General features: G+C 64.9%; 18 protein-coding genes. 17 read left to right on the forward strand and 1 reads right to left on the reverse strand.

The annotated features are described in order from the left end of the window. Positions 1–5 precede the first annotated feature (5 nt). The 3 genes from potA to LU671_RS05800 are packed head-to-tail and all read left to right on the forward strand — an operon-like array spanning position 6 to position 2,955. Complete coding sequence (gene potA / locus LU671_RS05790) at positions 6–1,148, forward strand: polyamine ABC transporter ATP-binding protein (RefSeq protein WP_110734228.1); 1,143 nt, start codon at positions 6–8, stop codon at positions 1,146–1,148. Then, positions 1,145–2,065, forward strand: a complete 921-nt coding sequence (locus LU671_RS05795; protein ID WP_203649591.1) for an ABC transporter permease subunit — start codon at positions 1,145–1,147, stop codon at positions 2,063–2,065. Before potA ends, LU671_RS05795 begins: the two co-directional genes overlap by 4 nt. Beyond that, positions 2,062–2,955 carry an ABC transporter permease subunit gene (locus LU671_RS05800; RefSeq protein WP_203649594.1) on the forward strand — a complete coding sequence of 298 codons (894 nt, stop codon included), beginning with the start codon at positions 2,062–2,064 and terminating at the stop codon, positions 2,953–2,955. Before LU671_RS05795 ends, LU671_RS05800 begins: the two co-directional genes overlap by 4 nt. A gap of 88 nt (positions 2,956–3,043) precedes the next feature. Here LU671_RS05800 and LU671_RS05805 read toward each other — a convergent pair whose 3' ends face one another. After that, positions 3,044–4,210, reverse strand: coding sequence for an AAA family ATPase (locus tag LU671_RS05805; RefSeq protein ID WP_232854991.1), 1,167 nt, complete (start codon positions 4,208–4,210; stop codon positions 3,044–3,046). 140 nt (positions 4,211–4,350) lie between these two features. Here LU671_RS05805 and LU671_RS05810 point away from each other — a divergent pair, with 140 nt between their 5' ends. The 14 genes from LU671_RS05810 to LU671_RS05875 all read left to right on the forward strand — a co-directional run bounded on the left by LU671_RS05810 (position 4,351) and on the right by LU671_RS05875 (position 19,188). After that, a complete protein-coding gene (locus LU671_RS05810; protein ID WP_232854992.1) occupies positions 4,351–5,439 on the forward strand; it encodes an efflux RND transporter periplasmic adaptor subunit in 1,089 nt (362 codons plus the stop codon). Next, complete coding sequence (locus LU671_RS05815) at positions 5,436–6,503, forward strand: efflux RND transporter periplasmic adaptor subunit (RefSeq protein WP_232854993.1); 1,068 nt, start codon at positions 5,436–5,438, stop codon at positions 6,501–6,503. Before LU671_RS05810 ends, LU671_RS05815 begins: the two co-directional genes overlap by 4 nt. Next, entirely contained in the window at positions 6,500–9,565 is a 3,066-nt protein-coding gene (locus LU671_RS05820; protein ID WP_232854994.1) for an efflux RND transporter permease subunit, read from the forward strand. Before LU671_RS05815 ends, LU671_RS05820 begins: the two co-directional genes overlap by 4 nt. A gap of 259 nt (positions 9,566–9,824) precedes the next feature. Next, complete coding sequence (gene oscA / locus LU671_RS05825; protein ID WP_016489716.1) at positions 9,825–10,007, forward strand: sulfur starvation response protein OscA; 183 nt, start codon at positions 9,825–9,827, stop codon at positions 10,005–10,007. A gap of 48 nt (positions 10,008–10,055) precedes the next feature. Next, positions 10,056–11,063 (forward strand): sulfate ABC transporter substrate-binding protein, encoded by a 1,008-nt coding sequence (locus tag LU671_RS05830; RefSeq protein WP_186712576.1) that lies wholly within the window; start codon positions 10,056–10,058, stop codon positions 11,061–11,063. A gap of 185 nt (positions 11,064–11,248) precedes the next feature. After that, positions 11,249–12,067, forward strand: coding sequence for a sulfate ABC transporter permease subunit CysT (cysT, locus tag LU671_RS05835; RefSeq protein WP_110734244.1), 819 nt, complete (start codon positions 11,249–11,251; stop codon positions 12,065–12,067). A 27-nt stretch (positions 12,068–12,094) separates the two neighbouring features. Beyond that, a complete protein-coding gene (cysW, locus tag LU671_RS05840; RefSeq protein WP_442964118.1) occupies positions 12,095–12,952 on the forward strand; it encodes a sulfate ABC transporter permease subunit CysW in 858 nt (285 codons plus the stop codon). Between the two features lie 3 nt (positions 12,953–12,955). Further along, positions 12,956–13,945 (forward strand): sulfate/molybdate ABC transporter ATP-binding protein, encoded by a 990-nt coding sequence (locus tag LU671_RS05845; RefSeq protein ID WP_011536261.1) that lies wholly within the window; start codon positions 12,956–12,958, stop codon positions 13,943–13,945. A 386-nt stretch (positions 13,946–14,331) separates the two neighbouring features. Continuing rightward, a complete protein-coding gene (locus tag LU671_RS05850; protein WP_232854996.1) occupies positions 14,332–15,132 on the forward strand; it encodes an energy transducer TonB in 801 nt (266 codons plus the stop codon). 30 nt (positions 15,133–15,162) lie between these two features. Beyond that, entirely contained in the window at positions 15,163–15,885 is a 723-nt protein-coding gene (locus LU671_RS05855; RefSeq protein WP_028688527.1) for a MotA/TolQ/ExbB proton channel family protein, read from the forward strand. Between the two features lies 1 nt (position 15,886). Continuing rightward, entirely contained in the window at positions 15,887–16,288 is a 402-nt protein-coding gene (locus LU671_RS05860; protein ID WP_232854997.1) for an ExbD/TolR family protein, read from the forward strand. A gap of 341 nt (positions 16,289–16,629) precedes the next feature. Continuing rightward, the gene (locus LU671_RS05865) at positions 16,630–17,211 is read left to right on the forward strand and encodes an alpha/beta hydrolase (RefSeq protein WP_203649611.1); all 582 of its coding nucleotides are present in this window, start codon (positions 16,630–16,632) and stop codon (positions 17,209–17,211) included. A 63-nt stretch (positions 17,212–17,274) separates the two neighbouring features. Next, positions 17,275–18,222 (forward strand): sigma 54-interacting transcriptional regulator, encoded by a 948-nt coding sequence (locus LU671_RS05870; RefSeq protein WP_232854998.1) that lies wholly within the window; start codon positions 17,275–17,277, stop codon positions 18,220–18,222. Between the two features lie 180 nt (positions 18,223–18,402). Further along, positions 18,403–19,188, forward strand: a complete 786-nt coding sequence (locus tag LU671_RS05875; protein WP_050707418.1) for a MetQ/NlpA family ABC transporter substrate-binding protein — start codon at positions 18,403–18,405, stop codon at positions 19,186–19,188. Positions 19,189–19,279: the final 91 nt, after the last annotated feature.

A 19,279-nucleotide genomic window follows, 5' to 3' on the forward strand; every position in this document is an offset into this window, starting at 1 on the left:
CACTCATGGCAGTTGCCTCCGGTGCCTATAAGAAAGCCCTCGAGGGTGGCCAGCAACCCAAGCAGGTGCTGGTCAAGATCGACCGGGTCACGAAAAAATTCGACGAAACGGTAGCCGTGGACGATGTGTCCCTGGAAATCCGCAAGGGTGAGATCTTCGCCCTGCTGGGCGGCTCCGGGTCCGGCAAATCGACCTTGCTGCGCATGCTGGCCGGCTTCGAGCGTCCGACCGAAGGGCGGATCTTCCTCGATGGCGTCGACATCACCGACATGCCGCCCTACGAGCGGCCGATCAACATGATGTTCCAGTCCTACGCGCTGTTCCCGCACATGACCGTGGCGCAGAACATCGCCTTCGGCCTGCAGCAGGACAAGATGCCCAAGGCCGAGATCGACGCCCGCGTGGCCGAGATGCTCAAGCTGGTGCACATGACCCAGTACGCCAAGCGCAAGCCGCACCAGCTGTCCGGTGGCCAGCGCCAGCGCGTGGCCCTGGCCCGTTCGCTGGCCAAGCGTCCGAAATTGCTGCTGCTCGACGAGCCCATGGGCGCGCTGGACAAGAAGCTGCGCTCGCAGATGCAGCTGGAACTGGTGGAGATCATCGAGCGCGTGGGCGTGACCTGCGTGATGGTGACCCACGACCAGGAAGAGGCCATGACCATGGCCCAGCGCATCGCCATCATGCACCTGGGCTGGATCGCCCAGATCGGCAGCCCGATCGATATCTATGAAACCCCGACCAGCCGCCTGGTCTGCGAGTTCATCGGCAACGTCAACCTGTTCGAAGGCGAAGTGGTCGACGACGCCGAAGGCCATGCGGTCATCGCCAGCCCGGAGCTGGAGCGCAAGATCTACGTCGGCCATGGCGTCACCACCTCGGTCGAGGACAAGCACATCACCTACGCCCTGCGTCCGGAGAAGCTGCTGGTCACCACCGAGCAGCCGACCTGCGAACACAACTGGTCGCGCGGCAAGGTCCACGACATCGCCTACCTCGGCGGTCACTCGGTGTTCTACGTCGAGCTGCCCGGCGGCAAGATCGTCCAGTCGTTCGTTGCCAACGCCGAGCGCCAGGGCACCCGCCCGACCTGGGATGACGAAGTCTACGTGTGGTGGGAAGACGACAGCGGCGTGGTACTGCGGTCATGAAACTTCGCAAGCTCAAGCGAGCCTTCCAGCGTCTTGTTCCCGAGGGACGGCACCTGGTGATCGGTGTGCCGTTCATCTGGCTGTTCCTGTTCTTCATGCTGCCGTTCTTCATCGTCCTGAAGATCAGCTTCGCCGAAGCCGACGTGGCGATTCCTCCGTACACCGAGATCTACACCTATCTCGAAGGCAAGGTGCAGCTGGTGCTGAACCTGGCCAACTACGGCCTGCTGACCGAGGACGAGCTGTACATCGCGGCTTACCTCGGCTCTTTGAAGGTGGCCTTCTTCAGCACTTTGCTGTGCCTGCTGATTGGCTACCCGATGGCCTACGCCATCTCCAAGGCCAGGAAGGAGTCGCAGACCGTCCTGCTGCTGCTGATCATGATGCCGACCTGGACCGCGATCCTGATCCGCGTCTATGCCTGGATGGGCATCCTCAGCAACAACGGGCTGCTCAACAGCTTCCTGCTGTGGCTGGGCCTGATCGACCAGCCGCTGCAGATCCTCAACACCAACCTGGCGGTCTATATCGGCGTGGTCTATTCGTACCTGCCGTTCATGATCCTGCCGCTGTACGCCAACCTGGTGAAGCACGACGAGAGCCTTCTCGAAGCCGCATCGGACCTGGGTTCGAGCACCTTCAACAGCTTCTGGAAGATCACCGTGCCGCTGTCGAAGAACGGCATCATCGCCGGCTGCATGCTGGTGTTCATCCCGGTGGTGGGCGAGTTCGTCATCCCTGAACTGCTGGGCGGCCCGGAAACCCTGATGATCGGTAAAGTGCTGTGGCAGGAGTTCTTCAACAACCGCGACTGGCCGGTGGCGTCCGCCCTGGCGGTGGTGATGCTGGCGATCCTGATCGTGCCGATCCTGCTGTTCAACCGTAGCCAGGCCAAAGAGATGGAGGGCCGCGCATGAAACGCTTCAGTTTCTCCAAGCTGATGCTGGTGCTCGGCTTGCTGTTCATCTACCTGCCGATGCTGATCCTGGTGATCTACTCGTTCAACGCCTCGAAGCTGGTGACGGTGTGGGGCGGCTGGTCGGTAAAGTGGTACGTCGGCCTGCTCGACAACACCCAGCTGATGGGGTCGGTGATGCGCTCGTTGGAGATCGCCTGCTATACGGCGGTCGCCGCCGTGGCGCTGGGTACCCTGGCGGCTTTCGTGCTGACCCGGGTCACCCGCTTCAAGGGCCGCACCCTGTTCGGTGGCCTGGTCACCGCGCCGCTGGTGATGCCCGAGGTGATCACCGGTCTGTCGCTGCTGCTGCTGTTCGTGGCCATGGCACAGATGATCGGCTGGCCGCAGGAACGGGGCATCGTCACCATCTGGATCGCCCACACCACGTTCTGCGCCGCCTATGTGGCGGTGGTGGTGTCGGCGCGCCTGCGCGAGCTGGACCTGTCCATCGAGGAGGCGGCCATGGACCTGGGCGCCAAGCCGTGGAAGGTGTTCTTCCTGATCACCATCCCGATGATCGCGCCATCGCTGGCGGCGGGTGGCATGATGTCGTTCGCCCTGTCGCTGGATGACCTGGTGCTGGCCAGCTTCGTCTCCGGCCCGGGCTCGACCACCCTGCCGATGGAAGTGTTCTCGGCCGTGCGCCTGGGCGTGAAGCCGGAGATCAACGCCGTGGCCAGCCTGATCCTGTTGTCGGTGTCGCTGGTGACCTTCCTGGTCTGGTACTTCAGCCGCCAGGCCGAAGAGCGCCGCCGCCGTGCGATCCAGCAGGCTATCGAAGAAGGCGCCGCGGCTAACGTCTCGCAGCCGCAGACCCGCCGTCCGGCCCAGGCCGCAGCGCAGGCCTGAGCCAACCCATCGCGGGGCAAGCCCGCTCCCACGCCAATGACCGGCGTGGGAGCGGCGGTGCGCCGATGCGACTTGCCCCGCGATCTTTTCAGCCTTGGTCCGGCCAGTACCAGGCCGGTTCATCGAGCATGCCCTGCCCGACGATCCCGGTTTGTCCCAGCGTTTTCTCCAAGTGGATCGAGTTGCAGCCCTCGTCCTCCTCCAGCGCCGCCACCAGCCGGGGCGCGTGCGATACCACCCACACCTGACATTGCTGCGCCGCTCGGCGGATCAGGCGCGCCAGTGCTGGCAACAGGTCCGGGTGCAGGCTGGTTTCCGGCTCGTTGAGCACCATCATGCTCGGCGGGCGAGGCGTGAGCAGGGCAGCCACCAGCAACAGGTAGCGCAAGGTCCCGTCGGACAACTCCGCAGCGCTCAGCGGCCGCAGCAGCCCGGCCTGGTGGAAACGCAGGCCGAACAGGCCGCCAGGCTGGGCGTCGACCGCGAGCCGGGCGCCGGGAAAGGCGTCGCCCACCGCGTCCTGCAGGGCCTGCAGGTCACCGATCTCGTCGATGGTCTGCAGCGCGGCGGCGAGGTCGCGGCCGTCGTGATGCAGCACCGGCGTGCGCGTTCCCAGTCGCGATTGCCGGGCTGGGGCTTCGGCATCGGTACGGAAATGGTCGTAGAAGCGCCAGCTGCGGATCTGCTCGCGCAGATGCGGCACCTCGGGGGAGCCCTGGAGACTGCCGACCTGGTCGAACAGGCTGTCGAATTCGGTCATGTGCTGGTGCAGCACCTGCCATTGGCGACCGTCACGGGCCTTGACCATCCCTGCGTTGCGTTGCACCAGCTGGCTGGAGGGGCGGCACAGGGGGCCGGCCCAGATCGTCTCCTGCTTGATCTGCGGGTCCAGGGCGAACTGCGACCGGCTGGGTTCGGGCAGGCCGAGGCTGATCGCGTAGCCGAAGTCTTCGCTGGCAAAGCCCATCTTCAGGCGCCTGGCCTGCTGGCGTGGCCCGCCCTCCACTGGCACCTCGCCGTTGAGCATGCGCCGGGTGAGCTTCTCGGGGCCGGCCCAGAAGGTCGACTCCAGCCCGCCCTCGGCAGCCAGCGCATTGACCACACCGCCGCGGGCGGTCTCGGCCAGCAGGCGCAAGGCTTTGTACAGGTTGGACTTGCCGCTGCCGTTGGCACCGGTGATCACGTTGAGCCGCCCCAGCGGCATCACCAGCTGGTTGATCGAGCGGTAGTTGGCAATGGCCAGGGTGGTCAGCATCGGCGGTGTCCTTGAGCGTCTGGCTGGCAGTATCGCCGATAGCGCTGTGCTTTGTTGAGCCGACATCGGTGTCGTTTGTCCATCCCTGATCTACGCTTCAAACGCATCCCTCTCACCCTTTGTCGAAGCAAGGAGCCTGCATGACGGTAACGCGTCCGCCGATGGTCGTTTGCCTGGGGCTGCTGTTCATGCTTTCGGGCTGTGGCAAGGAAGAAGCTGCCCCGGTATTGCCCCGGGTCGCGGTGCAACAGGTGCAGCCCACCGACTTTGCCGCCCGGGTCACCTTGACCGGTGACGTGCAGGCGCGGGTGCAGACCGACCTTTCGTTCCGCGTAGGCGGCAAGATCATCGCCCGCGGCGTCGATGTCGGCGACCACGTCAAGGCCAACCAGGTGCTGGCGCGCCTGGACCCCAAGGACCTGCAGAACAACGTCGACTCGGCCAAGGCCGAGGTGTTCGCCGAGCAGGCGCGGGTCACCCAGACCAGCGCCGCATTCGTGCGCCAGCAGAAGCTCCTGCCCAAGGGCTACACCAGCCAGAGCGAGTACGATTCCGCCGAAGCCGCGCTGCGCAGCAGCCAGAGCGCGCTGAAGGCCGCTCAGGCGCAGTTGGCCAACGCCAATGAGCAGTTGAGCTACACGGCGCTGGTGTCCGAAGCCGACGGGGTGATCACCGCGCGCCAGGCCGAGGTCGGCCAGGTGGTACAGGCGACCATGCCGATCTTCAGCCTGGCGGTCGATGGCGACCGTGACGCGGTGTTCAATGTCTACGAATCGCTGCTGGTGAAGTCCCCCAGTGATGAGGGCGTCGTCGTCAGCCTGCTGGACAACCCGACGATCAAGGCCGAGGGCCGGGTCCGCGAGATCACCCCGACGGTGTCCGCCGAGAGCGGCACGGTGCAGGTCAAGGTCGCGCTGCGCAACGTGCCGGCCGGGATGCAGCTGGGTTCGCCGGTCACGGCCACCGGCAACACCCAGGGCCGGCCCAGCATCGAACTGCCGTGGGCGGCCTTGACCAAGGCGCTGAAGGAACCGGCGGTGTGGGTGGTGGGTGAGGGCGACAAGGTCGAATTGCGCAAGGTCCAGGTGGCGCGCTACCTCACCGGCAAGGTGGTGATCGCTGATGGCATCAAGGGCGGCGAGACCGTGGTGGTGGGCGGTGGGCAGTTGCTGCACCCGGGCATGCAGGTCGAGAAGGTCAGCGCCAAGGACGGAGGGGCCGCGCCATGAACCGCCAGTTGCTGATAGTGTCCGCCAGCCTGATGCTGGCTGCCTGCGGGGGCGATGAGGCGCCGCCTGAGGCGATACGCCCGGTGCTGTCGACGCTGGTCGAGCCGCAGGTACAGTCGCAGCTGGGCCGCTTTGCCGGCGCCATCCAGGCCCGCTACGAAAGCACCCTGGGGTTCCGGGTGTCCGGACGCATTGCCCGACGCTGGCTGGATGTCGGCGCCCGGGTAAGCCCTGGCGACACCCTGGCCACCCTCGACCCTACCGACCAGCAAAACCAGCTGCGCGCCGCCGAAGGCGACCTGGCCAAGGTCCAGGCGCAATGGATCAACGCCCAGGCCAATGCCCGCCGCCAGCAGCAGCTGTACGACCGTGGAGTCGGCGCCCAGGCCCAGCTGGACATCGCCCAGACCGACCTGAAGACCACCGGCGCCGCGTTGGAGCAGGCACGCTCGGCGGTCAGCCAGGCCCGCGACCAGCTCGGCTACAGCACCCTGCGCAGTGATCATGCGGCGGTGGTCACCGCCTGGCAGGCCGAGGCGGGGCAGACCGTCAGCGCCGGTCAGGCCGTGGTCACCCTGGCCCGTCCGGACGTCAAGGAGGCGGTGATCGACCTGCCGATTCCGCTCGCCGAACAGTTGAACAAGGACCTCACCTTCACCGTCGCCTCGCAGCTCGACCCAGCCATCAATACCACCGCCACGCTGCGCGAGCTCGAGCCACAGGCCGACGCCACCACCCGTACCCGTCGCGCCCGTTTGACCCTGACCAGCACGCCCGATGCCTTCCACCTGGGCACCGCGGTCAGCGTCACCCTGACCTCGGCGGTGAGCCCGCGCAGCGAGTTGCCGCTGACCGCGCTGCTCGAACGTGACGGCAAGACCCAGGTGTGGGTGGTCGATCCGCAGCAGAAAACCGTGGCCACCCGTGACGTCGCGTTGATCGAGCGTACCGCCGACAGCATCGTCCTGGCCTCCGGCGTGCAGCCCGGCGAGCGCGTGGTGACCGCTGGAGTGAACAGCCTCAAGCCCGGCCAGAAGGTCACCTTCGACGAGGACGCGCAATGAAAGGAAGCTTCAACCTCTCGGAGTGGGCGCTGAAGCACCAGTCCTTCGTCTGGTACCTGATGTTCGTCGGCCTGCTGATGGGGATCTTCTCCTACTTCAACCTCGGCCGTGAGGAAGACCCGTCCTTTACCATCAAGACCATGGTCATCCAGACCCGCTGGCCCGGCGCCACCCAGGACGAGACCCTGTATCAGGTCACCGACCGCATCGAGAAGAAGCTCGAAGAGCTCGATTCGCTCGACTACGTGAAAAGCTATACCCGCCCGGGCGAATCCACGGTCTACGTCTACCTGCGCGACACCACCAAGGCCAAGGACATCCCCGAGATCTGGTACCAGGTGCGCAAGAAGATCCAGGACATCCGCGGACAGTTCCCCGCAGGCATCCAGGGGCCCGCCTTCAACGATGAGTTCGGTGACGTGTTCGGTTCGATCTACGCCTTCACCGCCGACGGCCTCACCCTGCGCCAGCTGCGCGACTATGTCGAGGTGGCGCGGGCCGAAGTGCGCGAAGTGCCCAATATCGGCAAGGTCGAGCTGATCGGTACCCAGGACGAAGTGCTGTACCTGAATTTCTCCACCCGCAAGCTGGCCGCGCTGGGCATCGACCAGGGCCAGGCCATGCAGGCCCTGCAGCAGCAGAACGCGGTGACCCCGGCCGGGGTGATCGAGGCCGGGCCCGAGCGCATCTCGGTGCGCACCACCGGGCAGTTCGCCTCGGAGAAGGACCTGCAGACGGTGAACCTGCGCATCAACGACCGCTTCTTCCGCCTGGCCGACATCGCCGATATCGAGCGCGGCTATGTCGATCCGCCGTCGCCGATGTTCCGCTTCAACGGCCAGACCGCCATCGGCCTGGCGATCGGCATGAAGGCCGGCGCCAACATCGAGGTGTTCGGCGCGGCCCTGAAGGCGCGGATGGACCGCGTCGTCCGCGACCTGCCGGTGGGCGTTGGCGTGCACAACGTGTCCGACCAGGCGGTGGTGGTCAAGCAGGCGGTCGGCGGCTTCACCAGCGCGTTGTTCGAAGCCGTGGTGATCGTCCTGGCGGTGAGCTTCGTCAGCCTCGGCATCCGCGCGGGGCTGGTGGTGGCCTGCTCGATCCCGCTGGTGCTGGCCATGGTCTTCGTGTTCATGGAATACAGCGACATCACCATGCAGCGGATCTCGCTTGGTGCGCTGATCATCGCCCTGGGCCTGCTGGTGGATGACGCGATGATCACCGTCGAGGTGATGGTCACGCGCCTGGAGATGGGCGAGACCAAGGAGCAGGCGGCCACCTTCGCCTACACCTCCACGGCGTTCCCCATGCTCACCGGCACCCTGGTGACGGTGGCCGGCTTCGTGCCGATCGGTCTTAATGCCAGCTCCGCGGGCGAGTACACCTACACCCTGTTCGCGGTGATCGCCGTGGCCTTGCTGGTGTCCTGGGTGGTGGCGGTGTTCTTCGCACCGGTGCTGGGTGTGCACATTCTCAGCAGCAGCAAGCTCAAGGCGCACGAGGCCGAGCCCGGGCGTGTCGGCCGGGCATTCGAGGGCGGGTTGCTGTGGTGCATGCGCCACCGCTGGCTGACCATCATCGGCACGGTGCTGCTGTTCGCCCTGTCGATCTTCAGCATGCGTTTCGTGCAGAACCAGTTCTTCCCGTCGTCGGACCGGCCGGAGATCCTGGTCGACCTGAACCTGCCGCAGAACGCCTCGATCGAGGAAACGCGCAAGGTCGTCGACCGCCTGGAGGCGAGGATCAAGGACGACCCGGACCTGGCGCGCTGGAGTACCTACATCGGCCAGGGCGCGATTCGCTTCTACCTGCCCCTCGACCAGCAGTTGCAGAACCCGTACTACGCCCAGCTGGTGATCGTCAGCAAGGGCTTCGAGGAGCGCGAGGGCATGATGCAGCGCCTGCAGAAGCTGCTGCACGAGGAGTTCGTCGGTATCGGTACCAACGTCCAGTCGCTGGAGATGGGTCCACCGGTGGGTCGACCGATCCAGTACCGGGTCAGCGGCAAGGATATCGACCAGGTGCGCCGGCATGCCATCGAGCTGGCGACCCTGCTCGACAGCAACGAACACATCGGCGAGATGATCTACGACTGGAACGAGCCCGGCAAGGTGCTGCGCATCGAGATCGCCCAGGACAAGGCGCGCCAGCTGGGCCTGTCGTCCGAGGACGTGGCCAATGTGATGAACAGCATCGTCAGCGGCGTGCCGGTCACCCAGGTCAACGACAACATCTACCTGGTCAACGTGGTGGCCCGCGCCGAGGACAGCGAACGCGGCTCGCCGGATACCTTGCAGAACCTGCAGATCGTCACGCCCAGCGGCGCCTCGATCCCGCTGCTGGCCTTCGCCACCGTGCGCTACGAGCAGGAGCAGCCGCTGGTGTGGCGCCGCGACCGCAAGCCGACCATCACCATCAAGGCCTCGGTGGTCGGTGACATCCAGCCCACCGACCTGGTAGCCGAACTCAAGCCCGGCATCGATGACTTCGCCGGCAAGCTGCCGGTGGGCTACGACGTGGCCACCGGTGGTACGGTGGAAGAGAGCGCCAAGGCCCAGGGGCCGATCGCCGCCGTGATCCCGCTGATGCTGTTCCTGATGGCGACCTTCCTGATGATCCAGCTGCACAGCGTGCAGAAGCTGTTCCTGGTGGTCAGCGTCGCGCCCCTGGGGTTGATCGGCGTGGTGCTGGCATTGGTGCCCACGGGCACGCCGATGGGCTTTGTGGCGATCCTCGGGATTCTTGCCCTGGCCGGTATCATCATCCGCAACTCGGTGATCCTGGTGACCCAGATCGACGAGTTCGAGGAGCAGGGCTATTCGCCCTGGGATGCGGTGGTGGAGGCGACCAATCACCGCCGTCGGCCGATCCTGCTGACGGCGGCGGCGGCGAGCCTGGGCATGATCCCGATCGCCCGGGAAGTGTTCTGGGGGCCGATGGCCTACGCCATGATTGGCGGCATCATCAGTGCAACGCTGCTGACGCTGCTGTTCCTGCCGGCGCTGTATGTGGCCTGGTACAAGATCCGCGAGCCCGAGGACAAAACTCCGCGACCACATTGACCCTTGTAGGAGCGGCCTTGTGCCGCGATGGGCTGCGTAGCAGCCCCAGGATCTGGGCATCTTGCAGAATTGTCGGGGCTGCTGCGCAGCCCATCGCGGCGCAAGGCCGCTCCTACAGGGTATCTACCTAAAGTTGGTTATATAAACATTCTTAAACAGTATTTTTAAGAATATCCGCGCCTCACTACTATTGCCTTCAAGCCAGGCGCTAATCCCCTTCAAACCTCTGCCCGGCACCCTTACTCACAGGAGAACGAGCATGAGTGCATCTCTGCGCAGCATCGACGGTCAGGACGAAGCCACCATTCTGCGTGAAATCCAGAGCGCGCTGCGCGACCTGCGCTTCGGCGCGGTGGAGATCACCGTGCACAACGCCCAGGTGGTGCAGATCGAACGCAAGGAGAAGTTCCGCCTGCAGCAGCCCGGCAACAAGTCCGGCTGACACCGCATCACTTCAAAAACTAGAAAAATGCCAATCGGGAGCTTCACCATGTCCATCCGCCGTTATGCGCTTGCCGCCCTGGCCAGTGCCGTTTTTGCCGGTTCCGCGATCGCCAAGGACTACGAACTGCTGAACGTGTCCTATGACCCGACCCGCGAGCTGTACCAGCAGTACAACGCCGAGTTCATCAAGCACTGGCAGGCCGCTCACCCGGGCGACAAGGTGAAGATCCAGCAGTCCCACGGTGGTTCGGGCAAGCAGGGGCGCGCGGTGATCGACGGCCTGCGCGCCGATGTGGTGACCCTGGCCCTGGCCGGCGACATCGACGAGATCGCCAAGCTCGGCAAGACCCTGCCGGAGGACTGGCAGAAGCGCCTGCCGGACGCCAGCACCCCCTATACCTCGACCATCGTGTTCCTGGTGCGCAAGGGCAACCCGAAAGGCATCAAGGACTGGGGCGACCTGATCAAGAAGGACGTCTCGGTCATCACCCCCAACCCGAAAACCTCCGGCGGCGCCCGCTGGAACTTCCTCGCCGCCTGGGCCTATGGCCTCAAGACCGGCGGCAATGAAGACAAGGCCAAGGCCTACGTGCAGGAGCTGTTCAAGCACGTGCCGGTGCTCGATACCGGTGCCCGTGGCTCGACCATCACCTTCGTCAACAACGGCCAGGGCGATGTGTTGCTGGCCTGGGAGAACGAGGCCTTCCTGGCGCTGAAGGAAGACGGCGGCGCCGACAAGTTCGAGATCGTCGTGCCTTCGCTGTCGATCCTGGCCGAGCCACCGGTGGCGGTGGTCGACAAGAACGCCGAGAAGAAGGGCAACGAAAAGATCGCCGAGGAGTACCTCAAGCACCTGTACAGCCCGGCTGGCCAGAAGATCGCCGCAGAAAACTTCTACCGTCCGCGTGACGCCAAGGTCGCCGCCGAATTTGGCAAGCAGTTCCCGAAACTGGACCTGGTGACCATCGACAAGGACTTCGGTGGCTGGAAGACTGCACAGCCGAAGTTCTTCAATGATGGTGGGGTGTTCGACCAGATCTATCAGGCGCAGTAAACGCCAGGGAAAAGCGGGGCCGCTATGCGGCCCTTTCGCGGCGCAAGGCCGCTCCTACAGGAGATCGCGTGCCGTTGTAGGAGCGGCCTTGCGCCGCGAAAGGGCTGCGCAGCAGCCCCGGGATTCAGAAGCTAGCACCAGCCCGGGAGCCTTTCCGGGCTTCGTGCGTTCAACCAGGGACCTTTATGTCACGTCGCATTTCCCCCGTCATACCCGGCTTCGGGCTGACGCTGGGCTACACCTTGGTGTACCTCAGCCTGATCGTGCTGATACCGCTGGCGGCCATGTTCATCCATGCCTCGCAGCTCACCTGGGAGCAGTTCTGGAATATCGTCAGCGCGCCACGGGTCATCGCCGCGCTGAAACTGAGTTTCGGCACCGCCCTGTTCGCCGCCATCATCAACGGTGTGATCGGCACCCTGCTGGCCTGGGTGCTGGTGCGCTATACCTTCCCCGGGCGCAAGATCATCGATGCGATGATCGACCTGCCGTTCGCCTTGCCCACTGCCGTCGCCGGCATCGCCCTGACCGCCCTGTACGCTCCGGCGGGCTGGGTCGGCCAGTTCGCCACCGACCTCGGCTTCAAAATCGCCTACACCCCCCTGGGCATCACCCTGGCGCTGACCTTCGTCACCCTGCCGTTCGTGGTGCGTACGGTGCAGCCGGTGCTGGCCGACATCCCACGTGAAGTGGAAGAGGCCGCCGCCTGCCTGGGTGCGAAGCCCTTGCAGGTGTTCCGTCATGTGCTGGCGCCGGCTTTGCTGCCAGCCTGGCTGACCGGTTTCGCCCTGGCCTTCGCCCGGGGCGTGGGCGAGTACGGTTCGGTGATCTTCATCGCCGGCAACATGCCGATGAAGACCGAGATCCTGCCGCTGCTGATCATGGTCAAGCTCGACCAGTACGACTACACCGGCGCCACCGCCATCGGCGTGCTGATGCTGGTGGTTTCCTTCATCCTGCTGCTGCTGATCAACCTGCTGCAGCGGCGCATCGAAACCCCTTGAAGGAGGCCGGCAATGTCTAGTCAACCCATGAACGCAACCGCCGCCGCCAACGCCGCTCGACGCAGCAGCGCCACCTCGCGCCGGGTGCTGATCACCCTGGCCTGGATCGTCTTCGCGCTGTTCCTGGCGCTGCCGCTGGTGATCGTGGTGTCACAGGCGCTGAAGAACGGCTTCGGCACCTTCTTCGAGGCGATCTTCGAGGCCGACGCGTTGTCGGCATTGAAGCTGACCCTGCTGGCCGTGGCCATCTCGGTGCCGCTGAACCTGGTGTTCGGCGTGTCCGCCGCCTGGTGCGTGAGCAAGTACACGTTCCGCGGCAAGAGCGTGCTGGTAACCCTGATCGACCTGCCGTTCTCGGTGTCACCGGTGATCGCCGGCCTGGTCTACGTGTTGATGTTCGGCGCGCAAGGCCTGTTCGGGCCGTGGCTGCAGGATCACGATATCCAGATCGTCTTCGCCCTGCCGGGCATCGTCCTGGCGACCATCTTCGTCACCGTGCCGTTTGTCGCCCGTGAACTGATCCCGCTGATGCAGGAGCAGGGCACGCAAGAAGAGGAGGCCGCGCGCCTGCTCGGCGCCAACGGCTGGCAGATGTTCTGGCACGTCACCCTGCCGAACATCAAATGGGGCCTGATCTACGGCGTGGTGCTGTGCACCGCCCGGGCCATGGGCGAGTTCGGCGCGGTGTCGGTGGTGTCGGGCCATATCCGCGGCGTCACCAACACCTTGCCGCTGCACGTGGAGATCCTCTACAACGAGTACAACCACGTCGCGGCCTTCAGCGTGGCCAGCCTGCTGCTGATCCTGGCGCTCTTCATCCTGCTGCTCAAGCAGTGGAGCGAGAACCGTATTAACCGCCTGCGCCACAGCGCCGCGGAGGAATGATTCATGTCGATCGAAGTTCGTAACGTCAGCAAGCGCTTCAACAGCTTCCAGGCCCTGGACAACATCAACCTGGATATCCACAGCGGCGAGCTGGTGGCTCTGCTCGGCCCGTCCGGCTGCGGCAAGACCACCCTTTTGCGCATCATCGCCGGCCTCGAGACCCCGGACAACGGCAGCATCGTGTTCCACGGCGAGGACGTGTCCGGCCATGATGTGCGCGATCGCAACGTCGGTTTCGTGTTCCAGCACTACGCGTTGTTCCGCCACATGAGCGTGTTCGACAACGTCGCCTTCGGCCTGCGCATGAAGCCCAAGGGCGAGCGCCCGAGCGAGAGCAAGATCGCCGAGAAGGTCCATGAACTGTTGAACATGGTCCAGCTCGACTGGTTGTCCGACCGCTACCCCGAGCAGCTGTCCGGTGGCCAGCGCCAGCGTATCGCCCTGGCCCGTGCCCTGGCGGTGGAGCCCAAGGTACTGCTGCTCGACGAGCCGTTCGGGGCGCTGGATGCCAAGGTGCGCAAGGAGCTGCGCCGTTGGCTGGCGCGGCTGCACGAGGACATCAACCTGACCTCGGTGTTCGTCACCCACGACCAGGAAGAGGCCATGGAAGTCGCCGACCGCATCGTGGTGATGAACAAGGGCGTGATCGAGCAGATCGGTTCGCCCGGCGAGGTGTACGAGAAACCGGCCAACGACTTCGTCTATCACTTCCTTGGCGATTCCAACCGCCTGGCGCTGAGCGAAGGGCACCACGTGCTGTTCCGTCCGCACGAGGTGTCGCTGTCGCGCCATGAGACTGAGGGGCATCATGCCGCCGAAGTGCGTGATATCCGTCCGCTGGGTGCGACCACGCGGGTGACGCTGAAGGTGGAAGGGCAGAGCGAGCTGATCGAGGCCGAGGTGGTCAAGGATCACGACAGCCTCACCGGGCTGGCGCGGGGGGAGACGTTGTTCTTCCGGCCGAAGGTGTGGCAGAAGGTGGCGGATATCTGAGCCGGCGCTTGTGATGGAAAACCCGGGCATGGTCCCGGGTTTTTTATTGCCTGCGAGATTGCCGGGGCTGCTGCGCAGCCCATCGCGGCACAAGGCCGCTCCTACAGGGCACCGCGATCTCTTGTGTAGGAGCGGCCTTGTGCCGCGATCGAGGGCGAAGCCCTCGCGGTGAATTGATGCCTTGAACGAATATTTTGAATGCCTATAAGGCATCATTCTTGAGCTGTTCTGCGGCAGGCCGCGAACGACGCGGGCTATGGGCAGACCATGAAAATCATTATTCCATTAAGGTCTAATTTTAAGTTTAAACATTTCTTTATGAGCTAAGCACCTGGCACCGATGATTCAGCCACACACCTGAATCAAGAACCCCAGGAGTTTTAGCAATGGGCAATGTCCAGACGGCCGTCAGGGCCTACGACCAGCCATGGCGCCCGGCATCGGGTGACCTGGTCGAGCTCGGACGCACGCTGCGCCTGCCGCTGGGCCAGTTGCGCCTGCAACGCACGCCGGTCAGCGGCCTCAAGCGTCGCGACAAGCTGGTGCTGGGCCTGCTGGTGCTGGTGCTGCACGGCGCGGCGGCGTACTGGTTCAGCCACCAGCCGACCCCCGAGCTGCCGGTCATCCCGCCGAAGATTCCGCCCATGACCATCGAGTTCGCCGCGCCCGCACCACCGGTAGTCGAACCGCCGCCGCCGGCCCCTGTGGTCCAGCCGCCGCCACCAGTGGTCGACGAACTGGCTGCCAAGCCCGCGCCCAAGCCGGTCCCGAAACCCAAGCCAGTGCCCAAGCCCGTGGCCAAGCCGCAGCCCAAGCCAGTCGAGGCGCCACCGCCGAAACCGGTTGCCGCGCCATCACCCCCGGCGCCGGCACCCGCGCCACCCGCGCCACCCGCGCCTGCGCCAGTGACCCCGGCCTCGGCCAACGCCGCGTACCTGAAGAATCCGGCGCCGGAGTATCCGCAGATGGCCCAGCGCCGTGGCTGGGAAGGCACCGTGCTGCTGCGCGTGGAAGTGCTGCCCAGTGGCAAGCCAGGGCAGATCCAGGTCCAGAAGAGCAGTGGCCGCGACGCCCTGGACGCCGCCGCATTGGCCGCAGTGAAGCGCTGGAGCTTCGTCCCGGCCAAGCAGGGCGACGTGGCCCAGGTGGGCTGGGTCAGCGTACCGATCGATTTCAAGCTTCGTTAACTTGCGACCGCATACAGGAAGGACTTCATCATGAGCTTGTTGGCATCCCCCCTCGAATCCGTTGAAAGCGCGGTCATCTGGCTGCTGGTCGGCTTCTCCGTCGCCACCTGGGCACTGGCCCTGGTCAAGGTCGTGCAGTTCGTGCGCCTGAAGAACCAGGACAAACGCTTCCACCAGCAGTTCTGGGCCGCGTCCAGCCTCGACTCCGCCGCCGAGCCCGCCCACGATCTGCCCGGCCCGGCTGCCCGTGTCGCCCAGGCGGGCTTTGCGGCGATCGCGGTTGGCGAGCCAGGCCAGGCCAGTGACCTCAGCCAGGCCATCAACCACCAGGATCGCCTGGAGCGCGCCCTGCGCCAGCAGATCGTCCGCGAGCGCCGTTCGCTGGAGACCGGCCTGGCAGTGGTGGCCAGTATCGGCAGCACCTCGCCGTTCATCGGCCTGTTCGGCACCGTGTGGGGCATCATGGAGGCGCTCAAGGGCATCAGCGCGGCGGGCTCGGCGAGCCTGGAAACCGTGGCCGGCCCGATCGGCGCGGCGCTGGTCGCCACCGGCGTGGGTATCGCCGTCGCGGTGCCGGCGGTGCTGGTCTACAACTACTTCCTCCGTCGCCTGAAGCTGACTGCGGCGGACCTCGACGACTTCGCCCACGATTTCTACAGCCTGGCGCAGAAGAGTGCCTTCCGCGTGCTGGTGCACCCGGCGGTGCAGCGCCAGCACACCGGCTTCACCCAGCCTGTGAAGGAGGCCTCCTGACATGGCCTTCTCGACCCAGGACAGCGATGAAGTGTTGAGTGAAATCAACGTCACGCCATTGGTGGACGTCATGCTGGTGCTGTTGGTGGTGTTCATCGTCACCGCGCCATTGCTGACCAATGCCATCCCGATCAACCTGCCCAAGACCGAGGCCGTCGCCCCGGTGGAGCAGAAGGACCCGCTGGTGGTGAGCATCGACGGCAGCGGCAAGCTGTTCATCAACAAGGACGAGATCCAGGCCGACTTGCTGGAGACCAACCTCAAGGCTGCCAAGGACAAGGACGCCGAGCTGCGTGTGCAGCTGCAGGCCGACGATGGTGTGAACTACGGCGAGGTCGCCCGCGCGATGGCGGCGATCGAGCGTGCCGGGATCAGCAAGCTGGCGGTGATCACCGCCCGCTGACCGGCGATACCCTCTTCAGGCAAGTGCTTAGGGGCCATTTTCCTTGGCAGGGGATGGCCCTTTTTTTATGCCCGCTGAAAGCCATGCATACCCCTGTAGGAGCGGCCTTGTGCCGCGAAAGGGCCGCAAAGCGGCCCCAATGTATTGGCGACATGCACAGATCGCGGGGCCGCTACGCAGCCCTTTCGCGGCACAAGGCCGCTCCTACAGGGGAGAGGCGCAGGGCTCGAACACTGTGGCTTTGAATTTATAGTTATTAATAAATAGCTTCTTATTCCTTTACGAATATAACCCCCTCCCTATACTTGCACCCAAGCACGCAAACTTCCGGAGGCGTCCCCATGCGCAATGAGTCGATTCGTTACCTGATTGTGCCGGGCTGGCAAGGATCGCCAGACAACCATTGGCAGAGTCACTGGCAGCGCAGCCTGCCCAACAGCGCCCGGGTCGAGCAGCATGACTGGCTGACCCCGCAGCGGCGCGACTGGGTCCAGGCGCTGGAGCAGGCGATTGCCGCCGAACGCTCGCCGGTGATTCTCATTGCCCACAGTCTGGGCTGTGTCACGGTCGCCCATTGGGCCGCCCAGGCCAGCCCCGAGCTGCTGCGCCGGGTGCGCGGTGCGCTGCTGGTGGCGCCGGCAGATGTCGAACGGCCGACCTGCGCACCGGCCTTGCGCAATTTCGCGCCGATTCCACTGCAGGCCTTGCCGTTCCCCAGCCAGGTGGTCAGCTCCGACAACGACCCGGCGGTGAGCGTGCCGCGTGCGCTGTACCTGGCCCAGGCCTGGGGCGCCGAGGCCGGGCTGCTGGCCGACGCCGGACATATCAACGTCAAGTCGGGCCACGAGCGTTGGGAACAGGGTTTTGCCTACCTCTACCGCTTGCAGGCCCGTATCGATCAGCGCGCGCTGCGCCGCGCCTGATCCGCCGGTTTTCATCGAACGAATCGAATCCCCGGCCGCCTGCGGCCGGGGCGGGAGCATTCCATGACATTCCACACTGCTTTCGGCCAGCCGCTGCTGACCTTCCCCGAGCTGGACAAGAGCCCGTTGAGCATCCGCGCCAAGGCGCTGGTGTTCGTCGATCCGCGTTCCCAGTCGCTGCGCCAGGCCTTGGAGCGATTGGCGCCACAACCGCTGCCGGTGCTGATCCGTGGCGAAACCGGCACCGGCAAGGAGCTCCTGGCCCGGCAGATCCATCGCGCCAGTGACCGCGGCGGGTTGTTCGTGTCGGTCAACTGCGCTGCCATCAGCCCGACCTACGCCGATGCCGAATTGTTCGGCTACAGCGCCGGCACCCAGGGCGGCACCGCCAGCAGTCGAGCCGGCTGGTTCGGCTCGGCCAACGGCGGCACGCTGTACCTGGACGAGATCGCCGACCTGCCCCTGGCGATCCAGGGCAAGCTGCTGGCGGCCCTGGAGAACCGCGAGGTAACCCGGGTCGGCGCCACCCAGCCGCAGGCGGTCGATGTGCGGCTGGTGGCCGCGTCCAGCATCGACCTGGCCCAGGCCGTGCGCGCCGGGCGCTTCAACGAGCGGCTCTACCATTACCTGCACGAGGGTGAACTCGAGCTGCCGGCATTGCGTGATCGGGTCGGCGATATCCTGCCGCTGGCCGAGTACTTCGTCGGCATCTACAGCGTGCGCCTGGATCGGCCGCTGCCCTTGATCAGCGAGGCGGCCCAGCAGGCGCTGGAGGCCCATGCCTGGCCGGGCAATACCCGTGAGCTGGAGAACGTCATCCATTTTGCCCTGCTGGTCAGTGATGGTGAGGAGATCCTTCCCGCGCATCTCGACCTTCCGGATACCGCACCCTTGGCCAGCCTGGCTCGCCAGCTAGCGCAACTGGGTGCCAGTCGGGAGCCGCAAACCCTGGCCGACCTGCGCGGGCTGCTGGGCGCAGCCTTGGCGCAATTGGGCGAATCCGCGCCGTAGAGCTGTGCCTGGCCGCTCATAAGCAAAGGCCGTGATGGCTATTTGTTTTTGGAATAAGCAGCTAATCAAAAGATATTGTTACGGAATAAAAAATCTCGGTATTGTCCGCTTACGCCCACCCGAACGGATGGGCATCCGACTCGCCATCTGCGATGGCCCAGCTTTAGAACAAGGATCACCATGAAAAAGACCCTGCTGACCACCGCCCTGGCCGCCGCCCTGTCGTTTGCTGGCCTGGCCAATGCCGCCGAGAAACTGGTGGTCGCCGCCACGCCCGTGCCGCATGCCGAAATCCTCGAACTGATCAAGCCGACCCTGGCCAAGGAAGGCGTGGACCTGCAGATCAAGGTCTTCACCGACTACGTCCAGCCTAACGTGCAGGTCGACCAGAAGCGCCTGGATGCCAACTACTTCCAGACCCTGCCGTACCTGAAGAACTTCAACGAAGGCAAGGGCACCCACCTGGAAACCGTGATCGGCGTGCACGTCGAGCCGTTCGGTGGCTACTCGAAGAAGGTCAAGAGCCTGGCCGAGCTGAAGGACGGCGCCACCGTCGCCATCCCCAACGAAGGCAGCAACAGCGGCCGCGCTCTGCTCCTGCTGCAGAAGGCTGGCCTGATCACCCTGAAGGACCCGAAGAACGCCCTGGCCACGCCGAAAGACATCGCCGAGAACCCGAAGAAGCTCAAGTTCCGCGAGCTGGAATCGGCCATGCTGCCGCGTGTGCTGGACCAGGTCGACCTGGACATGATCAACACCAACTACGCTCTTGAAGCCGGCCTGAACCCGGCCAAGGACGCCTTGGTGATCGAAGGCAGCGACTCGCCGTACGTTAACTTCCTGGTCGCCCGCCCGGACAACAAGGACAGCGAGGCCATCCAGAAGTTGGCCAAGGCGCTGACCAGCCCGGAGGTGAAGGCGTTCATCGAGAAGAAATACAGCGGTGCGGTACTGCCGGCGTTCTGATACGCGGCAAGACTTGCGCCTGAACGAAAAAACCGACGCAACTGCGTCGGTTTTTTAATGGCCGAAACCTGTAGGAGCGGCCTTGCCGAGG

Source organism: Pseudomonas sp. NMI760_13 (assembly GCF_021283245.1).
GTDB classification, from domain to species: Bacteria; Pseudomonadota; Gammaproteobacteria; order Pseudomonadales; family Pseudomonadaceae; genus Aquipseudomonas; species Aquipseudomonas peradeniyensis.